Raw genomic sequence first — 18,664 nt, forward strand, 5'->3', positions numbered from 1 at the left:
ACGTTTAAAGCTTGTCTCCTTGCCGCACCCGTGCTTGTTGGCTCGCGGTAACCCGGAACCCGCAATAGCTCTCTTGTACATAAGTAGGTAGGTGCCTGTCCCGGTACTTTCGCCGGATCAGGCACCCATCTAGGTGAATCTTCAGTTAGCTCGGGATAAACACCGTTTAGCGTTTTACTCGCTGTGTAGTGCTTTACTCGAAGTACGCAGTGACTGTTCCCAAGTTCTGGTATTCGGCCTGCAAGGTATCGCCGGAGTGCACGAAGACCGGGCGGGTGAAGGAACCGGAGAGGATCGGCAAACCGGCCTCAAGCTTTTCTCCATACGGGGCTAGGCTATTAGCTAACCAAGCCACGCTCGCGGCGGGATGATTCATCACCGCACCGGAAACACCGGACTCCTCAATAGTCCCATTGACATAGAGCATCGCCGATTCCCAGCGCAGATCGACCTTGGAGATTTTCTGCGGGTTACCGCCCAGGATCATGCCACCGTTGGCCGCATTGTCACCAATCGCATCAACGATTTTGCGTGCCTGGCCGGATTTCGGGTCACGCATCTCCAAACGGGCATCAAGAATTTCCAGTCCAGGCTGGACCCAAGCGGTCGCATCCAGCACATCTGTAAGGGTCACGTTCGGACCGGACAGATCCCTCTTGAGAATGAAAACGATCTCCACTTCAACACGGGGCTTAATGAATTTCGAATGATCAATGACGGCCGAATCGGCGTACATCATGTCATCAAGGAAGAACCCGCGATCTGGCTCATCTACCTCCTGCGCCTTCTGCATAGTGCGCGAGGTCAACCCGATCTTCCGACCGCTAAGTTTTCTACCCTTGGCCAGCTTGAGCTCACGCCATGCCGTTTGGATCGCATAGGCCTCATCAATGCTCATCCCCGGGTACTGAACCGACAGTTGAGTCATCGGCACCTTGGTCAGCTCAGCCTGCTCCAGCCGCTCTGCGATGCTTTGAATAGTTTGCTGACTAAGCATTTAGTTTTCTTTCAGGAAGGGTACAGCTGCGGTCACGAAGGTTTGTGGATCTTCAAAAGCGGCCCAGTGCGCAACGTGTTCCATCGGCAAGGACTGCGCGTTGGGCATCATTTCCATGATGCGACGCGCAGTGGTTTCGTAGTCCTTATGGTCTTTGCCCGAAAGCACCACTAAGGCCGGAGCCTGAATGGAGCGCCAATCATCCTCGGAGAGCAAGTTGGCCTGTCGTACCCCATCCTGCTGCAGGGTCAGCATCCGGTGCACGGTGTCGCGGGTGTCTTGGCGACGGTAGATGGCCAGACGCAGTGCGATCAGATCCGAAACCCGATTATCTTCGGTGGCAATCAGATGATTGAACATCGCCGCGATCGAATCCCAGGTGGCTTCGTTCACCGCTCGCGAGCGCTCGCGGATAATACGAGCCATGTTCTCCGGATTGGCAATCAGTCCGGCAGGGGAAATTAGAATTAGACGGTTGGTGCGCGCAGGGTGCTCCAACGCAAATCGCACTGCAACCCAGGAGCCGAGCGACGAGCCCATCACGTGAGCTTTTTCGATACCTAGCGCGTCGAGCACCCCGGTGAGGTGTTCTGCGTAGGCAAAGGTGTCATAGGGGCGGTCTGGCTTCTGGGAGAAACCGTTACCTACCATGTCGTAGGCCACGCAGTAAAAGTGCTCCGATAGTGGTCCAATGACTCGGGAGAAGGCTTCCCAGTGTCCACCGGTTCCATGCAACATCACCAATGCTGGATTGGCTGGATCTCCGGCTGTGGCCACGCGGGTCCGGACTCCGGCGACATCTATAAACTTCTGGCTAAATTCAACTTCGCGCAGCGAGGTCCAGATGCTCTGAAATTCGGTTTCAACGGCAGATGAGGTCATCATGCTCTCCAATCGGTAATTTCTGTTGCTAATGCTCTAAATGTTGTGCCCAACATGGCACTGTCGGTCCCCGCGCCGACGAAGGAATATCCCTCGGCTAAGGCCGCTGAGGCCGTGGCGGCCGACTTGGTCAACGACCCCACTGGTTTATCGGCTTCCAGTGCTTGAGACAACACCCGGGCCACGACTTGTTGCACGTCGGGATGCGCGGGATTTCCCAAGTGCCCCATACTCGCGGCCAGATCGGCGGCGCCTATAAATACGGCATCCACTCCGGGGGTTGCGATAATCGCCTCGGCGTTATCGGCCCCGACTTTGGATTCGATCTGCAGGATCAGGCAAATCTCCTCACGTGCGTCTCGTAAGAAGTTTTTGTCTTGCCCCCAGCTTCCGGCCCGTGTCTGCGAGGACACTCCGCGAGTGCCCTGCGGAGCGAATTGGCAGGCTTTGGCAATCGATTCGGCCTGTTCGGCGTTTTCCACCATGGGCACCAGCAATGACTGAGCCCCGAGATCTAGTAGCTGACCGATTTCTTGTGGGGAGTGAGAGCCGACGCGTACTATGCTGCTGGTGCCGAGCCGATCGGCAATCCCCAGAGCCAAAGACAGCTCCTCCAGCGACCGTGGGCTGTGTTCTTGGTCTAAGAGAATCCAGTCGAATCCACTTGCGCAGATAATTTCAGTAGCGGCCACTCCGCGCAGGTTATGCCACAGGCCAACCTGCGCTTGCTTGCCGCGCAAGCCCTTCAGAAACTGGTTCGGACTCACTATTTCACCACCGACACATCACGTGCATAGTTCCCGGCCAGCTCTTGGAGAGCTCGGGTGCACTGAGCGAGATCTTCATAGATTCCGTAGATGTATCGGTCGGGCCTGATCAAGATCGCGGTGGCGTTGTTTTCGGCCAGCCAGTCATCCAGTGACACATCGGCCGGCACCAGCTGCACATTGGCCGACTCTAAATGTTGCTTGTCCGTCTCAAGTAGCTGGCTGGCTCCCTGCTGCCCCATGACCAGACCGAATTCGTAGCCGAGTAACTCATCCATTAGGACGCCATCAACCGTGCGTGGCTGGGAGGAGAGCACTCCCCCACCATGTTGCGGATCGAAGATTCCCGGCCCTAGACGGGGCGGGGTCCCACGTCCTTCGCGGCCAACCCGCGAGTTTAGCAAGTCAATGGAGTCTTTGGTCGGTTTGGTTAGTTTGGTGCCTAGCTCCGTGGCGGTTTTTATGAAATGCTCGGCGTGCGCCGAACGTTCGGTACCGTAACTATCAAGTAGCGAATCTGGAGCATCCCGGAGGATCACATCGCGCAGTCGCCAGACCAGATTGGTAGCGTCTCGTACGCCGGTGCACAGCCCCTGTCCGAGAAATGGTGGTGTCTGATGTGCCGCATCGCCAGCCAACAGAACCCGTCCCTTGCGCCACCGGTCAGCGACCAGTGAGCGGTGGGTGTATACCGCGGCGCGCAGCAAGGTGGCCTGGTCCTCGGTGATCCATCGTGAAACTCGCTGCCAGATATTCTGTGGATCGATTGCCCTGCTCAGATCTTCATCGGGCAACGCACGGAATTCAAAACGTCGAATATTGCGCACCACGTGGATGTAGATGGCCGGGGATTGTGGGTGCGCATAATGGGTGTTAATATCAGGAATATCCGCTTTGTCAGTGACTGCGAAGTCCGCAACAATCCAAGGCTGATTCAACCCGTAATCCGTGTAATTGGAATCGATTAACCGGCGGATGGTGCTTTTTCCACCATCGGATCCGACCGTGTATTTTGCCCGGATTTGCAGCGCTTCTTCGCTGAGCGTGTTGCGTGCTGTGAGGGTAACTCCTTGGTCATCCTGGCTTAGCGCTTCAACGGTCGTATTTGTCAGTTCCGTGACTACGTGACGGTCACGCAAAGACTTGCGCAACACGGCTTCGAGTTCAGGCTGGTGTACATTGTATCGATCCGGCCAGCCCTGAGTACCGGCAGTATTTGCTGGTGGCCGAGTGGCTACCACTTGCCCCTCGGCATCGAGGTACTGGGCTCCGCGAAAGACCTTGAGAAATGGTTCAAGTTCCTCGGCGAGACCTAGGGTCTGCATGGCACGCATGATTTCACCGTCAATCCCCACCCCGCGTGGGAGCTGCATGATATCGGGTTCGCTGTCCACCGCTACGACTTTCAAACCGGTTGCAGCCAACAGGTTGGCCACCAACCCTCCGACCGGTCCGAGACCCACAACGGCCACATCACAGGTCAATGGCTCAACGGGTACCGCTTGGTGAGTCATGGTTTGGAACTCCTATCCCGGGTCAGAGCGATCCCTAGACCGGTTAACCAGTCGCGGACTGGCTCATAACAAACGGTTTCTAGGCCGCGACCACCGGCGGCATATGCGGCATACCAAGTACGTAGTTCATGAGCGCCGATGCCGCCATACTGCAGTTCGTCGTTGGTGATCTCATCTACCCACGAGGTGTCATCCGCTCCAAGGTTTTCCAGCATCTGCTGATCCCATTCGGGACGGATATCATCCATGGCAGCCTGACGGTACTTGGCGCTCAACTCGCGGCGTTCCGCTTCACCCAAGCCTTCGGTTGTCATCGCCAGGGTCGGTGGGTTATGCGACATCCCGCCGGAGCCGACAAAGAGCACTCGTTCGTTTGTGCCGGCAAAGAACTTCGCCACTTCCCGCCCCAACGCGGCGGCGCGACCCGGACGTCCCAGGGGTAGCGTGGCGCTGTTGATAAAGATCGGGATGACCGGCTTGGCGTCCAAGCCACCGAGAATGTCGGCGGTGGTCTGGCCGAAACCATGATCTAGTGCGATCTGCTTGGTGATAGCAATATCAAAGTCGGCCTGCAGCAAGTGGGCAGCTAGGGCGCTAGCTAGTTCCTTGGGCACGTTATAGGGTCCGGTAGGTGATTCCGAATCACCCAGCCCTTCGGCTTGAAGGACCACTGACGCTGCCGGAATAATCTGCCCGAATGCGCGGCGGTGATCCGAGCCGAAGAATACCACTAGGGTGGGATCCCAGTCGGCTACTGCATCTCGTGCCGCGCCAACTCCAGCCCGGAAGATATGCCCCTGTTCCTCGGCATGATCCCGCGCAAACCCTGGGCTGTGGGACATGCATAGAGTCATTGACTCATAACTCATTCTTGGTCTCCCTTGCTGATTCGTATACCTACGCATACAGTAGCATGGTAGCGAATTTTTCTGAATAGCTGCTAGTGTTTCGGTTTTCCGGAACGGGCTACACACACCCGAGGCCAACCATGCGAGAGACAGGCAAAAAATGCAGATTAGTGGATTCACCTCCGGAAGCTGGGACTCCTCGGCCGACACATCTTTCACGCTCACTAATAAATTCAGTGGCCAAGCGGTCGCTGAGGTCGCGAACACACCGCACTCCGGGCTTCGCGAAGCAATCAGGGTTCTTGCCGAAGCCCAACAAACCATCAAGTTCAACGCACGTGACCGAGCAATGGCATTATCACGTGCCGCCGAGCTAATCCGCGCCAAGCGCGAGCAGCTGATCTCACTGGTACAGCTCGACACCGGTTTCGCGCTGGCTGATGCGACCAAGGAGGTTGACCGTTCGGCAGAGACCCTTCTACTCTGCGCTGAGGAAGCGAAGCGGCTGACCGGACACATGATTCCTATTGAAGCCAGCGCCGGTGGAGCAGGGCGCCTAAGCTTTACCAAGCAGATTCCGCGCGGAGTTGTATGCGCGCTAACGCCTTTTAATTCGCCACTGAATACTGTGGTGCACAAGATCGGGCCTGCTCTCGCTGCGGGAAACTCGATAATCCTCAAACCCGCATCGTTAACCCCGCTGTCCGCCCATGCACTGATCGAAATTCTTCTTGAAGCCGGAATCCCGCCGCAGATGCTAGCGCTGGTTTTTGGTAGTGGTTCACAGTTAGGTTCGTGGCTGGCCGAGGAACAGGCCATCGACTACTACGCCTTTACCGGAAGCACAGAGGTAGGTCAGACCCTGCACAGGGCGGTGGGAATGCGACCGACCCAGCTGGAGATGGGAAGCCTGTCCTCGACGATCGTCTGCGACGACGCCGACCTAGATGCGGCGGCAGCAGCGATCGTGGCCGGCGCACTACGCAAGTCCGGTCAGGTCTGCACCTCCGTGCAACGCGTGTACGTGCAAAAAGATGTAGCCACCGAACTCACCGAGCGGGTCGCATCACTGATGCACCAGGAACGGGCCGGTGATCCAGCAGACCCGGCAACAACTCTGGGTCCACTAATCAGCCCAGCAGAGGCTGAACGTGTAGCGAACTGGTTCACTGAAGCCATGGCCGGTGGGGCGCAAGCGGTAATCGGCGGGTCCAAGGACGGCAATGTGGTAGAGCCGACCCTGCTGACCGACGTCGCAGACTCCGCTCGCATTATGACCTCCGAACTGTTTGGTCCGGGCGTGATTATGTGCGAATTCACCGAGCTTGACCACGCGTTTCAGCAAGCAAATTCCACGCCTTTCGGACTGGCCGCAGGGATCTTTACCAGCAATATTTCACGTTCATTCCAGGCCATCGATGATTTGAATGTCGGTGCCTTGTACGTCAATCAAACCTCCAGCTCGCGCATCGATGCCATGCCTTTTTCGGGCCACAAGCTTAGTGGCTTTGGTGGCCCGGAGGGCCCAGCCTATGCAATTCGGGAGATGTCTAAGGAAAAGACCATCACCATCTCCCGGTAACTGGAACCCCCCCAAATTACGGGGTGTTAGCGTAATCTTTATAAAGATCGAGTTTAGTGAGGCAAGAAGGTATTTATGAGTCCCGCTGAGTCAACTAAGAAGACTCTGCCCACAGCGCAAGGCCGTATTGCGGCATATACGAAGATCCGTGATGCGATCATTTCCGGCGAGTTCGCTCCAGGGCAACCACTGAGTGAATCAGCGCTAGCCACCTGGTGCGGGGTCAGCCGCACCCCGATCCGTGAAGCCATCGGCCGTCTTGAACAAGACACCTTGGTTGCATGGAACGAAAATGGTTTAGTGGTCCGCGCGCTCGGCGCCGAAGAAATCCTCGATGTCTACGAAGTACGCGCCTACCTTGAGGCTGCTTCGGCTCGTACGGCCGCGGATCGACGCACAGATCGTGACTTGCAGATGCTCCGTGCCACCCTCGACAAGGGCCAAAAGGTCGACTCTTCAGTGATCTCCGAGATGGTGGACTACTCCCGGACTTTCATGGATCATATCCTGCGGATCGCACGCAATCAGTCTCTGAACGATGTACTCAATCGCGTAAAGCTGCAATTGGCCCGAACCACCCAAGCCAACCCAACCGTGTCGGTTCCCGGGCGTTGGGAACAGTCCCGCGAGTACCAGCACGCGGTCACCGAACGAATCGCTGCACGGGACCTTGATGGGGCCTATGCCCTGACGCAGAAACATTTCTTTGACGCGCGCGATATCCGCCTAGCGATGTTCCACGAAGAGTCGGAATCACTTTAGCCCTGAACTCATCGTCTTTGGTGCCACGACATTCTGAGCTGTTGTGGCACCATACAATAGGAAAACCAGCCGGAGCGCTTAGGCAACACCAGATTCGATGTGCACGGCATTTGTCAGCACATAGATGATTTCGGGAGCCAACAGATGGAGCTTGCCTTGGTTTTCTCCTAATTGGCTCCCGACAAAGAGCCCGTCGGATACCACCATGGTCAGCCGCGCAAGATCCTTAACCAGCGTGGGGTCTGTGACCCCGGCCGGGCATTGCACAGTGATAGCTTGAGAAAGCACAGCGGCCGATTCCGCGCGGATTTTGCTGTACTCACTGCGCCCCTCAGCGCCTGTCTGCCCGTCCTGCAGCGCTAGGAGAATCCCAATTCTTGTCGAACCAGGGTTCATTTCCAAATGGTAAAAATGGTCGGCCAGCGCGTGGGTCATATCCTCGACTGACAAAGACGGACCGCGCTGCGCGGTTAATTCTCTAAATTTCGCGTAATCATCATTGCCAGCTTCGACCACTGAGGCGAGCAAGGCGTCCTTATCCTTGAATTTCCAATACAACGAGCTGGGTGGAAGCTTTGCCTCTTTACAGATACGAGAAATGGTTGAGGCGTGAAATCCGTGCCGTGCCATAACGGTGGTAGCCGCGTGCAGGAGAACTTCCCTGCTACTCGTTGGCGCGTTTGGATTGCTAACCTCGAATTTAGTTACGTCCCATCCCAGAGCTGGAATCTCACCTGCTTCCGCTAAGGCATCTAACCCGTTGGCAAACATCGCTGTGACACGTTCGGTGATTTGCGTTCCGATCGCGGAGGAAATGTACCGTCCATCAAGCAAGGCCATGGTTAGATCGGTCAGCAGCTTCACCCGCTGCTCGCGCTGCTGCCCCTGCAGAGGCGAAAGCAGCAGTTCATCTGCCCACCAGGCGTAGAGCCGTTGATAACTGTGGTTGCGCATTTCTTGAAAACGTTCGCGCAGAGAGACCACCTCGGGGCTAGCCTCGACCGCGACGGTCACACCCATCCGCCAAAAGGCGGTGCGGATATCGGTGTTTCCACCGCGCGCCAGGTTGGCACGCAGTCGTTCAACACGCGGCCCCTGACCACGATTTAGTTTCCAAGACGGGACAAAAGTGCGCCGTTCCCGGTAACTGTGTTCCATGGCAGCTGCGACAAGCGCTTGCTTGTCTTTGAAATACCAATAGATGGAGCTGGGTGAAACTCCCGTTTCCTGGGTAATTCGCGCTACGGTTGCGGCTCGATGGCCTTCCGTCGAGGCAATACGAATTGTCGCATCGAGGATCTTCTGTTTGGTTCTCTCGCCCTGCTTTGTGGAGCGTTGCGTTTTTTTATTACTTTCTAGATCCATTTTTTCCTCATTAGAACCGTACCGTTTCGTTGTTCACGCTACAAAACGTGCGCAACCCCTTTACGACCGGGCTGCTGCTCCAGTTCAATTCAATTTTCAACATCGTAGCCTGCGCAACAGGTGCAACCCAACGGGAGGTCCTGCTACTTTGCGGACTACGTCATATCCTCTGGATGAATATCAAGACTTGCGAAACTCACGGAGCGAAGCATGAGAATTCCAAAGACACTGATCACCATCAGCACGCCCGCGACGAACAGGGATACCTGCACATTCCACATATCCGCCATCCACGCCTGGAACATCGCTCCTACAGGAAAAGACAGTGTGTAGAGCATATGACGCAAGGCAATTACCCTGCCGCGCATGGGATCGGCAACCATCAGCTGCAACGAGGTATTCAGACCCGAGATGACGGAGAGAAAACAGGCGCCAATGATCACCAACATGATGATGCCTACCCAGTAGGCCGTGGTGAGGCTGAACAAGGCTAGTGCCACACCATAGACAATCATGCCCCACTTCACCACCTTCGAAGACGGAAGGAACTTACTCCACCCACTAACAATCGGAGCAGCTATCAGGGCACCTAATCCAAGGGCTGCGTTCATCATGCCTAGAGCTACTTCATCGACTTTGTAGATGTCTTCGGCATACACCACAGTCAAAGTGAACAGCGGGTTGCCTAAAATACCCACGATTACCGAAAGCAAGATCGAACTGAGCAGCCCTTTGGTTCGACGCGTGTATTTCACCGCGTCGGTGAACTGCCGCAAGACCGGGCTCTTGGCCGAATGCTGAATAATTCGTTTGGGAAGGGTAATGACCAATAGCGAAATGATCACAAAGCTGAAGGAAATACCGTTGAGCAAGAACGCAAGTGCAGGACCCGAGGCAGCGAGTAAAATTCCCGCGATGGCAGGCCCAATGGAGCGAGCAGCATTGAATTGCAGGGAATTGAGTGTCACAGCCGACATCAAATCGCCTCGTGGTACCAGATCGGAGACAAAGGACTGCCACGTCGGCATGTTTAGTCCGCCAAAGCTGCCGATCAGCATGACCAGAAGCAAAAGTACATAGGCATCATGGAAACCCTGCACCCACACGAACCACATAGCCATGGCTGAAAGCGTCATGCCTAGTTGGGTCAGTATCAGTACCTTGCGTCGGTCAAAACGGTCGGCTAGTGAGCCGCCTAAGGGGCCAAGGATGATTCCGGGCACAAACTGTGCCACACTGGCCAGCCCAACCCAAGTGGCTTCGCCGGTAATGTCATAAAGGACAAATGGCACAGCAAGGTTGCTGAGCCAACCGCCGATATTGGACAGCAACGCCCCAACCCAAAATATCGAGAAGTTCTTGTGTTTGAAGGCCCGGAAGGAATATATAATCCCATGCTCACGTGGCGGTGGCGTCGGTTCATGAGAATCGAGCCCCATACTAGTTTCCTGCGGAAATACTAGTGCTTGCCTCGGCTGCGGTCTTGCGCATTTCGTTCACCCAACGCCGCAAAACTGCTTCATCGAGATTCGCCGGTAGCTGCGCCAAGCGAAGGACGAGTTGCACACGGCCCTGAGCATCCTTGACCGGAACGACCACCGAGGTCAGTGAATCTGCGTCGGCTAGGTCGTCGAGGTCAACTTCTTGATACCTGCTGATTGCTGCGGAAATCTTCTTGGCGATGGCGCGTTCTCCGGCCGGGGTGAGTTCGGCGTCGTTGTAGTCACTGATGGCGGCAATCAATTCCTGATCATTATCCGCTGACAGCGAGTAAGACCAGCCACGTTCCCTAATCACTTCCAGTCGACCGACAAAGAAATCACGCGCCTCATCATCTATGTCCACTGCCTTAGCGATCCACTTGGCCTGCTCTTCTTCGTTTTCCCACGCGATGAACAGTTCACCCATGGGTAGCATCAGCGGGAAACGACTACCAAGGGTCGCGGTATGGTTCATCCCTTCCGATACCACGGTGGCTACGGTGGCGATATCATCGCCAACGCGGGCATAGGCTGTTACCTCAGCGCCGGTAATGGCACACAGATTTTCCATGGAAGAACGCACTTTTTGCGCCAGGGTCACCGCGTTAGCTAGCTCCTTGTCGTAGGAAACCATCAGCGAGCGCGGAACAAATCCGCCATAACCGCCCTGGAAGAACAACAGCGGGGTTACCGGACGCCGCACCTGAAGATTCTGGACTGCGCCGAGCACAATGTCATGGTCGCCGGCATCGGTGATGCTATGGAAGGAACAGTCAATGGTGGCTACCACGCCCTCCAGCACCGGAGAACCATTTATCGATGGCGTCCACGCAATATCAGCAAGCTTATTCGCCGCCGGGCGGGCCAACTGTCGACACAGCCCTTCTTGGTCGTTGGCCAGAATATTGACCGTGAATCCCTCGGAGGTGCGCAATTTACCGTAAGTAAAGGAACCCTTGGTGGGCATGAAAGCCGCCAAGGGTGGGTCCAATGACACCGAACTAAAGGTACCGACCACCATGGCGATCGCTTCGCCGTCATCCGCGATACCTGTCACCACTGCTACACCGGTGGGGTAATGCCCCATCACCTCACGGAACTTCAGCGGATCAATCTCAGCTACATCGTCAGCTGTCGGCACGACGCCTCCTTAGGAGATAACAAAATCAGTACATGAGATATCTATTACACCGATAAAAATCGCGTTGGTCGAAGAGATTGTTCCGAGTGCTGGAACTCTCGCTCCAGAAACATAGATAATATTTCACGATTTACACCCAAAAACATTGCAACAAGTGCCAAATGACACTATTCTCCTAATAAGGATCTGGAATGAACGCTACAGCTTTACACCTGTAGCTCACCACCATTTGCGGAAAGGTCGGGGTTGTTATGACAGCTGTCTCTGTGCGTCCGTTCGAAGCTCAATTGAGTTATAATGCGTCGGAATCTCCAACAGTTACCCAGGTTGAAACCACTGACAGCTCCATGACTTCAACCTCAGTGCTCAAAGCACTGCAGCTTCTTGACGCTTTTCGTGGAGTTTCCGACTTGGTGGGCGTCAGCGAAATTGCTCGTCTTTCCGGAATTCACAAATCCACCGCATTCCGTCTATTGGCCACGTTAGAGCATGGCGAATTTGTTGAACGAGTTGGCACCAAATACCGGCTGACTCTTCGGGTGTTCGAGCTGGGCAACCGTGTCGGTGTATGCGCACCCAAGGGCTTGCGCGAAGTGGCGCTGCCGCATCTGACGGATCTATACGCTTCAACGGGACGGGCCGTACACATGGGTCTACTCGCCGAAGGAGACGTGGTCTATCTGGAGAAGATTCACGGCTCAAAGACCGCGTTGCTTCCCTCGGCGGTCGGTGGACGCCTACCCGCCAACTGCTCGGCACTAGGCAAGATCCTGATGGCCTTCTCTTCGAAAGAAACCGTAGAGCAAATCTTGAGCGCTCCACTAAACCGGCTAACCAGCTATTCCATCGTCGAACCCGCCAGACTAATTCGCCAACTACACCAAGCACAGGAGGAAGGGTTCTCCTCCGATCTAGAAGAATCAGCTCAGGGCTTAGCTTGCGTAGCCGCACCTATCATTGTTGCGGGCAAACTGGTCGCCGCCATTTCCGTTTCCGGCCCCACCCACGGTTTCCACGCGCGGAACTTGAGCCTGACACTTCGCAAGACAGCACAGCAAATTAGTCTCGCAATGAGCACCATCGACTAATCTAAGTCTTCACGACTAGCGCCCTGCCGAGTGGGTCTAGGGCAGCTGCCAGTAGCAAGTCACAGACGTACAAAAGTGATGTCTTGACGATTCACGCGCCTATTCGCATTGTTCACATCGCCAGCTGAGTTCCAACAGGCAATGCAATATGCGCGGAGAATAAAAGGTTCCTGCAGGTCCCAACAGGGTTCCGCTCCGGAATCCAGTGGTGGTGGTTGGGTCCCTTTAAGCAGTCCAGCAGCTATGCGATAGCTAACTGATTCTCTCTAACCCACTCATCCCAAAACCGGGACAGCGTCAACCCATCCAAGGAACCATGGGGACGCTCATGATTATAAATGTCTTTCCATTCATCAGCCAAATACTTCGCCTCCACCATGGTGTCCATGATTTCCCCGGAGAGCTGTTCACGCCGGAACTGGGCGTTAAACGACTCAATAAAACCGTTTTGCCAAGGCGAACCAGGATCGATAAACGCAGTGGACACCCCAGCCTCATTACACCATTCCACCAGCGCGCCAGCAGTGAATTCAGGCCGGTTATCACACCGCACGAACGCCGGCTGGGCCCCAGTTTCAGCAATGATCCCCTCTAAAACTGCCACCACGTCCTGAGCCTTGAAAGACCGGCGAGGAATGATCGCCAAAGCGGTCCGCGTGTACTCATCAATGACATTGAAGAACCGGATATGACGGCCGCAAGAGGTCACATCCGACTGAAAATCGAAGCTGAGCACGTGCATCGGATACTCGGCGGTCAACCGCTTCTGCTCCCCAGCGTCTGGGCCGGTGCGCCGCTTCTTTCGACGCTTGGGCTTACAGACCAAGCCTTCTTCTCGCCATAATCGTCGGATGCGCTTGCTGTTCAAGACAGTGTCTTTCCATCGTTCGGTGGCCAGCAAGTGCCAGCGGGCTTTGCGCCATCCCCACGCTGGATGCTTAGACGCGACAGCCCTCAAGTCGGCTCGTAGCTGCGCTTCGTCAAAGCTCATCGGTGATTTCTTCTTACGGAGTGCAGAGCGGTTCTGGCCCAGAACTTGGCAAGCGAAGCGTTCGGACGCCCCGAATTTTTCCATCGCCATCCGTACAGCACGGCGGCGTGGTTCGGGGCTTAGAATTTTCCCTTGGCAACCTCAGTAAGGATGTCGTTGGCGAGCATCTGATCAGCAAGCAGCTTCTTGAGGCGCGCGTTTTCCTTCTCTAGCTCCTTGGTACGTTTGCTGGCTTCAGCGTTTTTCTCGGACCCGTACTGGTTGATCCAGCGGTACCAAGTAGCTTCAGTGATCTGAAGTTCCTTGATGACCTCGATCATCGGGTGTCCGTCGTTGAGCATCTTTTGTCCTTGCCGGACTTTAGCGATGACCTGGTCTGGTGTGTGTCTGCGTGCCATTGTTTCTGTGATTCCTCCTGTGTCCATTGTCGGACACGAGTACTCACATAGTCACTGGACTACTTTCCGGGGACCCAACCAGCTGCACTATATAAAAACCCTAGTGAGATTGACTGTAAAGCGTCAAGAGGGACCGTTCCGACATCCGGTACTCATGCGCCAGCTCGCCGGTATTCAAGGTTAAACGTCATAGGCGACCCCAGAAATTATCGGCGGTCGCCTATAGCTTAGTTTTGTTCCTTTAACGGAACGCCAAGAACTGTTTGGTTCGTTCGTGCTGCGGGTTATCAATGATGTGCTTCGGGTCGCCGTGTTCGACCACAACACCGTCGCTCATAAAGATCATTGAGTCAGCGACTTCGCGGGCAAAAGTAATTTCGTGGGTCACCACGATCATTGTCATGCCTTCACTCGCCAACCCGCGCATCACATCTAAAACTTCGCCAACCAGCTCCGGATCAAGCGCCGAAGTCGGTTCATCAAAGAGCATTAGCTTCGGTTCCATGGCCAGCGCTCGAGCGATAGCAACACGTTGCTGCTGGCCACCGGAAAGCTGAGCAGGGTAATGATTCGCATGGCTTCCCAGTCCAACCTGATCCAGTGCCGCGAGGGCCTTCTTGCGGACCTCATCCGGTTTTTGACGCCTAACCCGGATCGGCGCTTCCATGATGTTCTCTAACGCTGTCATGTGAGAGAACAAGTTGAAGCGCTGGAATACCATGCCGATCGACTGACGTTGCCGTGCCAGCTCCGAAGGCTTCATCTCGTGGAGTTTCCCGCGACGCTCATGGAAGCCGATCAACTCCCCATCCACCCGGATCTCTCCGGCATCGATGGTTTCCAGACGGTTGATGCAGCGTAGCAAGGTGGACTTGCCCGACCCTGACGGGCCTAGCAGACACGCGACTTCTCCCTCGTTGACCGTCAGGTCGATTCCCTTGAGGATGTGCATGTTGCTAAAGGACTTGTGAATCCCTTTTAGAGTAACTAGTGGAGCCTTCATCAGATTCTCATTCCTTCCTCTGATGTCCCTACTTGCGCCGGACGCTACGGCTGAGCCGCTTTTCGAGCTTGCTCTGCAAGATATTCAACACGGTGACCACGATCAGGTACCACAGCGAGGCGACCAACAACATTTCAATGGTCCGGTAGCTCTGTGCCGAAATATTCTGCACGGTACTCATCAAATCATGGCCGGAAATAATGGCGATCAAGGAACTTGCTTTGAGCAAGGAAATGAACTGATTTCCCGTCGGCGGAATTATGATGCGCATAGCCTGTGGCAGGATAATACGGCCCATAGCCAGCGTTCCGGTCATGCCTAAGGCAATCGCAGCTTCTTCCTGTCCCTGATCCACACCCAAAATACCACCGCGAACGATCTCTGCCATATAGGCACCCTCGTGCAAACCCAGCGCCAGTGCACCAGCCACGAAGGTTGTGATCACAATGTTGGTATCAACGCTGAAGAACATGATATCTGTGAAGGGGATTCCAACTCCCAGCTTGGGGAAAAGCAATGCAAAGTTACCCAAGATCAAAATCTGCACCAATAGTGGAACACCGCGGAAGATCCAGATATAGAGCTCGGCAAGAGTTTTGAGCACCTTGTTTTCGGACATCTTGGCAACGGCGACCAGAACACCAACGACTAGGCCGATTAGCATACCAATGGCGGTGAGTTGGAAGGTGGTGACCAAGCCCTTCAGGACCGCCTCAGCGGCGAAGAACTCGGCAATAGTCGCGTAGTGAATGTTCTCGTTCTGGGCCAGCGCCAACGCAAGTGAGGCACTGAAGATCAGCAGCACGACGGCCGTAGCCCACTGCCCATAGCGTTTCCGCGGGACGATTTCTAGCAAATGAACTTGCGGGTTAGGCTTCGTGCCCGTCACTGACTTCGAGGTCGCTACGGTTTTGGTCATTTCAGTTCACCCGAACCGACACCGTTAATAAGGATTTCATCGGCAGTCAGAGCACCACTGGCCGCATGGTACTTGGTCAGTACCTCTTCGTAGGATCCGTCGTTCACCAGCTCACGCAATGCATCGCGCAGTGCGGTCTGCAGTTCGGTGTCGCCCTTTTCAAAAGCCATCGCATAAATGGTAGGCAGAACTTCTAGGGACTCAACGCGGTACAGGCCACCGTCCTCGGCGGTTGCGGCGATGTAATCCTGGATGGCACCCATACCAATCATGGTCTCAACCTTGCCGGCCTGCAGCTGCGCCATGGCGGCCGAAGAGGCTTCGTAGAGGTTTAGCTCCATCGGGGTACCGGATTCTTCACATTTTGTCTTGACAGTTTCCAAGTAGCGGTGAATGTCCCCACCTTGTACCGCGCCGACTTTCACACCACAGAGGTCCTCTTCCGTGGAGATGCTCAGGTCGGTGTCCTTCAGCATGAGTGGCTTCATTGGAGAGCGCAGGTAGGAAACGAAGTCCAAAACCTTTTCACGTTCGACACTATCAGCCGAAGCACCCCAGATCATATCGATCTTGCCGGCCTGCAAAGAAGGGATCTGCGCCGGGAACGCGGTGGAAATGATTTCCATTTCAACACCCAACAGCTTTTCGGCGGCATCGCTCAACTCGGGAAGCATGCCCTCGAACTCTTCGCCTGGCTTCATCGAGAAGGGAGTACCGGTCGGGGACATACCCACGCGGATTTTGCCTGCGTCCTTGATCTCCTGTGGCAATTGATCGTAGTACGGAGCGCTCGCGCCCGCTCCACCCTGCGGCGCGCTCGATTCCTCGGGTGCTGCGGTGCCCGAACCACAAGCTGTGAGCGAGAGTGCCAACACACCGGTCAAGGCCAGAGCTTTGGCGAAACGTGGGCTTTTGATTAGGGTCTGCTTCTTCATGGTCAGTCCTTTGTAACTACGAGTTGTGTGGTGAAGGTCGCTCGGACCGGATAAGTCTGGTGAGCTTTAGAAGGCGTTGAGAGCGGGAGCCGATTCAACAATGTGCGAAAGTGGTGGACGGCGGGTAGACATACCGGCGCGGGCTGCCGATTCCGCAGACACCTTGCCTTGACCGACAAATTCCGCGATGACATTGTTGACAATCTCCGGCTGGTCGGTCTGTGCCTGGTGGCCGCAATCCTCAATGTAGAAGTACTGAACATTGTTCAGCGCATCTTCCTGCAACTGCACGCCTTCAAGCGGCAAGAGGCGATCGTTGATGCCGTGCAGATAGATGATCGGCATCTCCAGTCGGTTCAGTCGGGTCGACAGATCCATCCATTGTTTGAAACTCGCGTTCTGTGCTGCGTGGCGAGAGGCTACGCCCTTTGCGTAGGACTCTTTCTGGACCTGCGCCGCGTGGTAACGCTGAGATACAAGTTCATCGGTGATGCTGGCCTGAGAACGAACCACGTGCTGCAGAACCAAGCGCATCGACTCTTCAGTGCCCTCATACCGTGGTGGCCAGTCACCACGTTCGCGGAATGGCCAATTGATCCCGATGCATTCGGAAATTCCTGCGGTAGAAATCAGGAACAAACCCTTGATTTTTTCGAAGTGGTTAGCCGCTACCAGGGCCGAAATCTGGGCTCCCTGGGAGTTGCCGCCGAGGTAGAACTCTTCCAGCCCCAGTGCACTGGTGAACTCGATAACAAAGTCGGCCCAACTCTTCAGTCCGTTTACCGGGTGGAACTTCTCGCGAATATCGGCTTGTCCAAAACCTGGAAGATCCGGAGCAAAGACACGGATGCCTCGGCTTGCCAGCTCGGGGACAAGCTTGGACCAACCGGCCGAGCCCGAGGAACCGGGCAATCCGCCGTGAAGCACAACCAATGCCGGACCGGTTTCCCCTGCGGTCGTAAAGTGGGCGAGCTCGCCGGATGCGAGACGAATGTACTCGTTGCGGACAGTGGGTGTCGACATTAGTTAACCCTTCTAAGTGGTTTGCTAGCGGTGTCTCGTAATTACGGCGCCACTTGAAGAAACGGCGCAGTTCCTGCAGGAACCCTATGGCAAAAATGCAAGATTTCCCCGGCCGACAACGGAGGTCGGTGTAACTTTCGTTAACCAGTGTGCCTTACCCCACATTGATCCGGAAAGGCGCGCGTTCCAGAATGTGGGACGCGTCCCACAAATGACTATTCAAGGCCTCGAGCGATGTGCAGACTGGCTCGCTTGAGCATCCCGCGCTGGCTGGCCACATCAATACGGCTCGGCGGGCCAGCAACAGAGAGCGCAGCCACCGCTTCACCTTGTCGCAAGACCGGCACTGCCAAGCAGGCTAAACGTGGACTGGACTCTTGGCATTCGACCGCATAGCCATCGCGCCGCACCGCCTCGAGCGTTGCATCCAATTCCTCGGCAGAGGTAACAGAACGGCGCGTTAGAGCCGGCAAAACCTCGGGCTGAAATTGACTCCACTTCTCGCGCGGCACAAAGGCCAGCAATGCCTTGCCCAACGCCGAGCAATTTGCTGGCAATTGGGCCCCATTGGAGGCGGGCGTGATCGGTGATTCGCGAGTCCGCAGGGTGGCTAGGTAGACCACCTGAAACCCCTGCAGCCAAGCAAGGTTTACGATCAAGCCGGTGGACTGCTGCAGCTCAGTCATCAGGGGAAGACTGGCATCCAGCAATCGCGCCGGGCGCCCACCAAGGGCGCTTTGTCCCAGTGAATGCATTCGTCGTCCCAGCTGATAGCCATCCCGGTGTCGCTCAATGATCTGCTCGTCGATCAAGGAGGCGAGCAAGCGGAACACCGTGGACTTGGGCATACCAACCCGCCTGGTCAACTCCATCAGAGACAATGAGCCCCCTCCTTCGAAAGCGCTGAGGATGGCCACTGCCTTTAATACCGTCGCTGGCCCCTTAGACCGCGCCGAGGACTCCGCTTC

The 18,664-nt window shown here is 55.6% G+C and carries 17 protein-coding genes; 3 read left to right on the forward strand and 14 right to left on the reverse strand.

Annotated features, from left to right (window positions below; all coding sequences use genetic code 11):
• Positions 1–193: 193 nt before the first annotated feature.
• The 5 genes from hpaH to ACQQZ8_RS14590 are packed head-to-tail and all read right to left on the reverse strand — an operon-like array spanning position 194 to position 5,002.
• On the reverse strand, positions 194–997 hold the full coding sequence (gene hpaH / locus ACQQZ8_RS14570) for a 2-oxo-hept-4-ene-1,7-dioate hydratase (protein WP_431710522.1): 804 nt from the start codon (positions 995–997) through the stop codon (positions 194–196).
• Positions 998–1,882, reverse strand: coding sequence for an alpha/beta fold hydrolase (locus tag ACQQZ8_RS14575; RefSeq protein ID WP_431710523.1), 885 nt, complete (start codon positions 1,880–1,882; stop codon positions 998–1,000).
• Positions 1,879–2,646, reverse strand: coding sequence for an HpcH/HpaI aldolase family protein (locus ACQQZ8_RS14580; RefSeq protein WP_431710524.1), 768 nt, complete (start codon positions 2,644–2,646; stop codon positions 1,879–1,881). The genes ACQQZ8_RS14575 and ACQQZ8_RS14580 overlap by 4 nt, the downstream gene beginning before the upstream one ends.
• Positions 2,646–4,160 (reverse strand): bifunctional 3-(3-hydroxy-phenyl)propionate/3-hydroxycinnamic acid hydroxylase, encoded by a 1,515-nt coding sequence (locus ACQQZ8_RS14585; RefSeq protein ID WP_431710525.1) that lies wholly within the window; start codon positions 4,158–4,160, stop codon positions 2,646–2,648. The genes ACQQZ8_RS14580 and ACQQZ8_RS14585 overlap by 1 nt, the downstream gene beginning before the upstream one ends.
• The gene (locus tag ACQQZ8_RS14590; RefSeq protein WP_431710526.1) at positions 4,157–5,002 is read right to left on the reverse strand and encodes a hypothetical protein; all 846 of its coding nucleotides are present in this window, start codon (positions 5,000–5,002) and stop codon (positions 4,157–4,159) included. Before ACQQZ8_RS14590 ends, ACQQZ8_RS14585 begins: the two co-directional genes overlap by 4 nt.
• A gap of 166 nt (positions 5,003–5,168) precedes the next feature.
• Between ACQQZ8_RS14590 and ACQQZ8_RS14595 the strand changes: the two genes are divergently transcribed.
• Together ACQQZ8_RS14595 and ACQQZ8_RS14600 are read left to right on the forward strand one after the other, a co-directional pair.
• Positions 5,169–6,590 (forward strand): aldehyde dehydrogenase family protein, encoded by a 1,422-nt coding sequence (locus tag ACQQZ8_RS14595; protein WP_431710527.1) that lies wholly within the window; start codon positions 5,169–5,171, stop codon positions 6,588–6,590.
• A gap of 75 nt (positions 6,591–6,665) precedes the next feature.
• On the forward strand, positions 6,666–7,352 hold the full coding sequence (locus tag ACQQZ8_RS14600) for a GntR family transcriptional regulator (protein WP_431710528.1): 687 nt from the start codon (positions 6,666–6,668) through the stop codon (positions 7,350–7,352).
• A 78-nt stretch (positions 7,353–7,430) separates the two neighbouring features.
• On the opposite strand, the gene ACQQZ8_RS14605 is transcribed toward ACQQZ8_RS14600, so the two are convergent.
• The 3 genes from ACQQZ8_RS14605 to ACQQZ8_RS14615 all read right to left on the reverse strand — a co-directional run bounded on the left by ACQQZ8_RS14605 (position 7,431) and on the right by ACQQZ8_RS14615 (position 11,339).
• Positions 7,431–8,717 (reverse strand): TetR/AcrR family transcriptional regulator, encoded by a 1,287-nt coding sequence (locus ACQQZ8_RS14605; protein WP_431710529.1) that lies wholly within the window; start codon positions 8,715–8,717, stop codon positions 7,431–7,433.
• A gap of 155 nt (positions 8,718–8,872) precedes the next feature.
• Positions 8,873–10,156: an MFS transporter gene (locus tag ACQQZ8_RS14610; RefSeq protein ID WP_431710530.1), complete on the reverse strand. Its 1,284-nt coding sequence runs from the start codon at positions 10,154–10,156 to the stop codon at positions 8,873–8,875.
• Position 10,157: 1 nt separating this feature from the next.
• Entirely contained in the window at positions 10,158–11,339 is a 1,182-nt protein-coding gene (locus tag ACQQZ8_RS14615) for a flavin reductase (RefSeq protein ID WP_431710531.1), read from the reverse strand.
• Between the two features lie 347 nt (positions 11,340–11,686).
• Between ACQQZ8_RS14615 and ACQQZ8_RS14620 the strand changes: the two genes are divergently transcribed.
• Positions 11,687–12,427 carry an IclR family transcriptional regulator gene (locus ACQQZ8_RS14620; RefSeq protein ID WP_431710532.1) on the forward strand — a complete coding sequence of 247 codons (741 nt, stop codon included), beginning with the start codon at positions 11,687–11,689 and terminating at the stop codon, positions 12,425–12,427.
• 241 nt (positions 12,428–12,668) lie between these two features.
• Here ACQQZ8_RS14620 and ACQQZ8_RS14625 read toward each other — a convergent pair.
• The 6 genes from ACQQZ8_RS14625 to ACQQZ8_RS14650 all read right to left on the reverse strand — a co-directional run bounded on the left by ACQQZ8_RS14625 (position 12,669) and on the right by ACQQZ8_RS14650 (position 18,568).
• Positions 12,669–13,816 (reverse strand): IS3 family transposase gene (locus ACQQZ8_RS14625; RefSeq protein ID WP_431710533.1). Its coding sequence is split into 2 segments (ribosomal slippage): positions 12,669–13,543 and positions 13,543–13,816, totalling 1,149 coding nucleotides; the frame shifts between segments, so codons are not numbered across the junction.
• A gap of 241 nt (positions 13,817–14,057) precedes the next feature.
• The gene (locus ACQQZ8_RS14630) at positions 14,058–14,819 is read right to left on the reverse strand and encodes an amino acid ABC transporter ATP-binding protein (RefSeq protein WP_431710534.1); all 762 of its coding nucleotides are present in this window, start codon (positions 14,817–14,819) and stop codon (positions 14,058–14,060) included.
• A gap of 28 nt (positions 14,820–14,847) precedes the next feature.
• Entirely contained in the window at positions 14,848–15,738 is an 891-nt protein-coding gene (locus ACQQZ8_RS14635; RefSeq protein WP_431710535.1) for an amino acid ABC transporter permease, read from the reverse strand.
• Positions 15,735–16,673: a transporter substrate-binding domain-containing protein gene (locus ACQQZ8_RS14640; protein ID WP_431710536.1), complete on the reverse strand. Its 939-nt coding sequence runs from the start codon at positions 16,671–16,673 to the stop codon at positions 15,735–15,737. The genes ACQQZ8_RS14635 and ACQQZ8_RS14640 overlap by 4 nt, the downstream gene beginning before the upstream one ends.
• 66 nt (positions 16,674–16,739) lie before the next feature.
• Positions 16,740–17,696: an alpha/beta fold hydrolase gene (locus tag ACQQZ8_RS14645; RefSeq protein ID WP_431710537.1), complete on the reverse strand. Its 957-nt coding sequence runs from the start codon at positions 17,694–17,696 to the stop codon at positions 16,740–16,742.
• Between the two features lie 215 nt (positions 17,697–17,911).
• Positions 17,912–18,568 carry an IclR family transcriptional regulator gene (locus ACQQZ8_RS14650; RefSeq protein ID WP_431712205.1) on the reverse strand — a complete coding sequence of 219 codons (657 nt, stop codon included), beginning with the start codon at positions 18,566–18,568 and terminating at the stop codon, positions 17,912–17,914.
• Positions 18,569–18,664: the final 96 nt, after the last annotated feature.

The organism is Glutamicibacter uratoxydans (genome assembly GCF_050753455.1).
Taxonomy (GTDB): Bacteria; Actinomycetota; Actinomycetes; order Actinomycetales; family Micrococcaceae; genus Glutamicibacter; species Glutamicibacter uratoxydans_A.

What these genes read in the sequence shown, in the direction of transcription:
- hpaH (WP_431710522.1), bottom strand. Translation starts at nt 997, where the DNA reads ATGCTTAGTCAGCAAACTATTCAAAGCATCGCAGAGCGGCTGGAGCAG.
- ACQQZ8_RS14575 (WP_431710523.1), bottom strand. Translation starts at nt 1,882, where the DNA reads ATGATGACCTCATCTGCCGTTGAAACCGAATTTCAGAGCATCTGGACC.
- ACQQZ8_RS14585 (WP_431710525.1), bottom strand. Translation starts at nt 4,160, where the DNA reads ATGACTCACCAAGCGGTACCCGTTGAGCCATTGACCTGTGATGTGGCC.
- ACQQZ8_RS14590 (WP_431710526.1), bottom strand. Translation starts at nt 5,002, where the DNA reads ATGTCCCACAGCCCAGGGTTTGCGCGGGATCATGCCGAGGAACAGGGG.
- ACQQZ8_RS14595 (WP_431710527.1), top strand. Translation starts at nt 5,169, where the DNA reads ATGCAGATTAGTGGATTCACCTCCGGAAGCTGGGACTCCTCGGCCGAC.
- ACQQZ8_RS14600 (WP_431710528.1), top strand. Translation starts at nt 6,666, where the DNA reads ATGAGTCCCGCTGAGTCAACTAAGAAGACTCTGCCCACAGCGCAAGGC.
- ACQQZ8_RS14605 (WP_431710529.1), bottom strand. Translation starts at nt 8,717, where the DNA reads ATGGATCTAGAAAGTAATAAAAAAACGCAACGCTCCACAAAGCAGGGC.
- ACQQZ8_RS14610 (WP_431710530.1), bottom strand. Translation starts at nt 10,156, where the DNA reads ATGGGGCTCGATTCTCATGAACCGACGCCACCGCCACGTGAGCATGGG.
- ACQQZ8_RS14620 (WP_431710532.1), top strand. Translation starts at nt 11,687, where the DNA reads ATGACTTCAACCTCAGTGCTCAAAGCACTGCAGCTTCTTGACGCTTTT.
- ACQQZ8_RS14630 (WP_431710534.1), bottom strand. Translation starts at nt 14,819, where the DNA reads ATGAAGGCTCCACTAGTTACTCTAAAAGGGATTCACAAGTCCTTTAGC.
- ACQQZ8_RS14635 (WP_431710535.1), bottom strand. Translation starts at nt 15,738, where the DNA reads ATGACCAAAACCGTAGCGACCTCGAAGTCAGTGACGGGCACGAAGCCT.
- ACQQZ8_RS14640 (WP_431710536.1), bottom strand. Translation starts at nt 16,673, where the DNA reads ATGAAGAAGCAGACCCTAATCAAAAGCCCACGTTTCGCCAAAGCTCTG.
- ACQQZ8_RS14645 (WP_431710537.1), bottom strand. Translation starts at nt 17,696, where the DNA reads ATGTCGACACCCACTGTCCGCAACGAGTACATTCGTCTCGCATCCGGC.
- ACQQZ8_RS14650 (WP_431712205.1), bottom strand. Translation starts at nt 18,568, where the DNA reads ATGGAGTTGACCAGGCGGGTTGGTATGCCCAAGTCCACGGTGTTCCGC.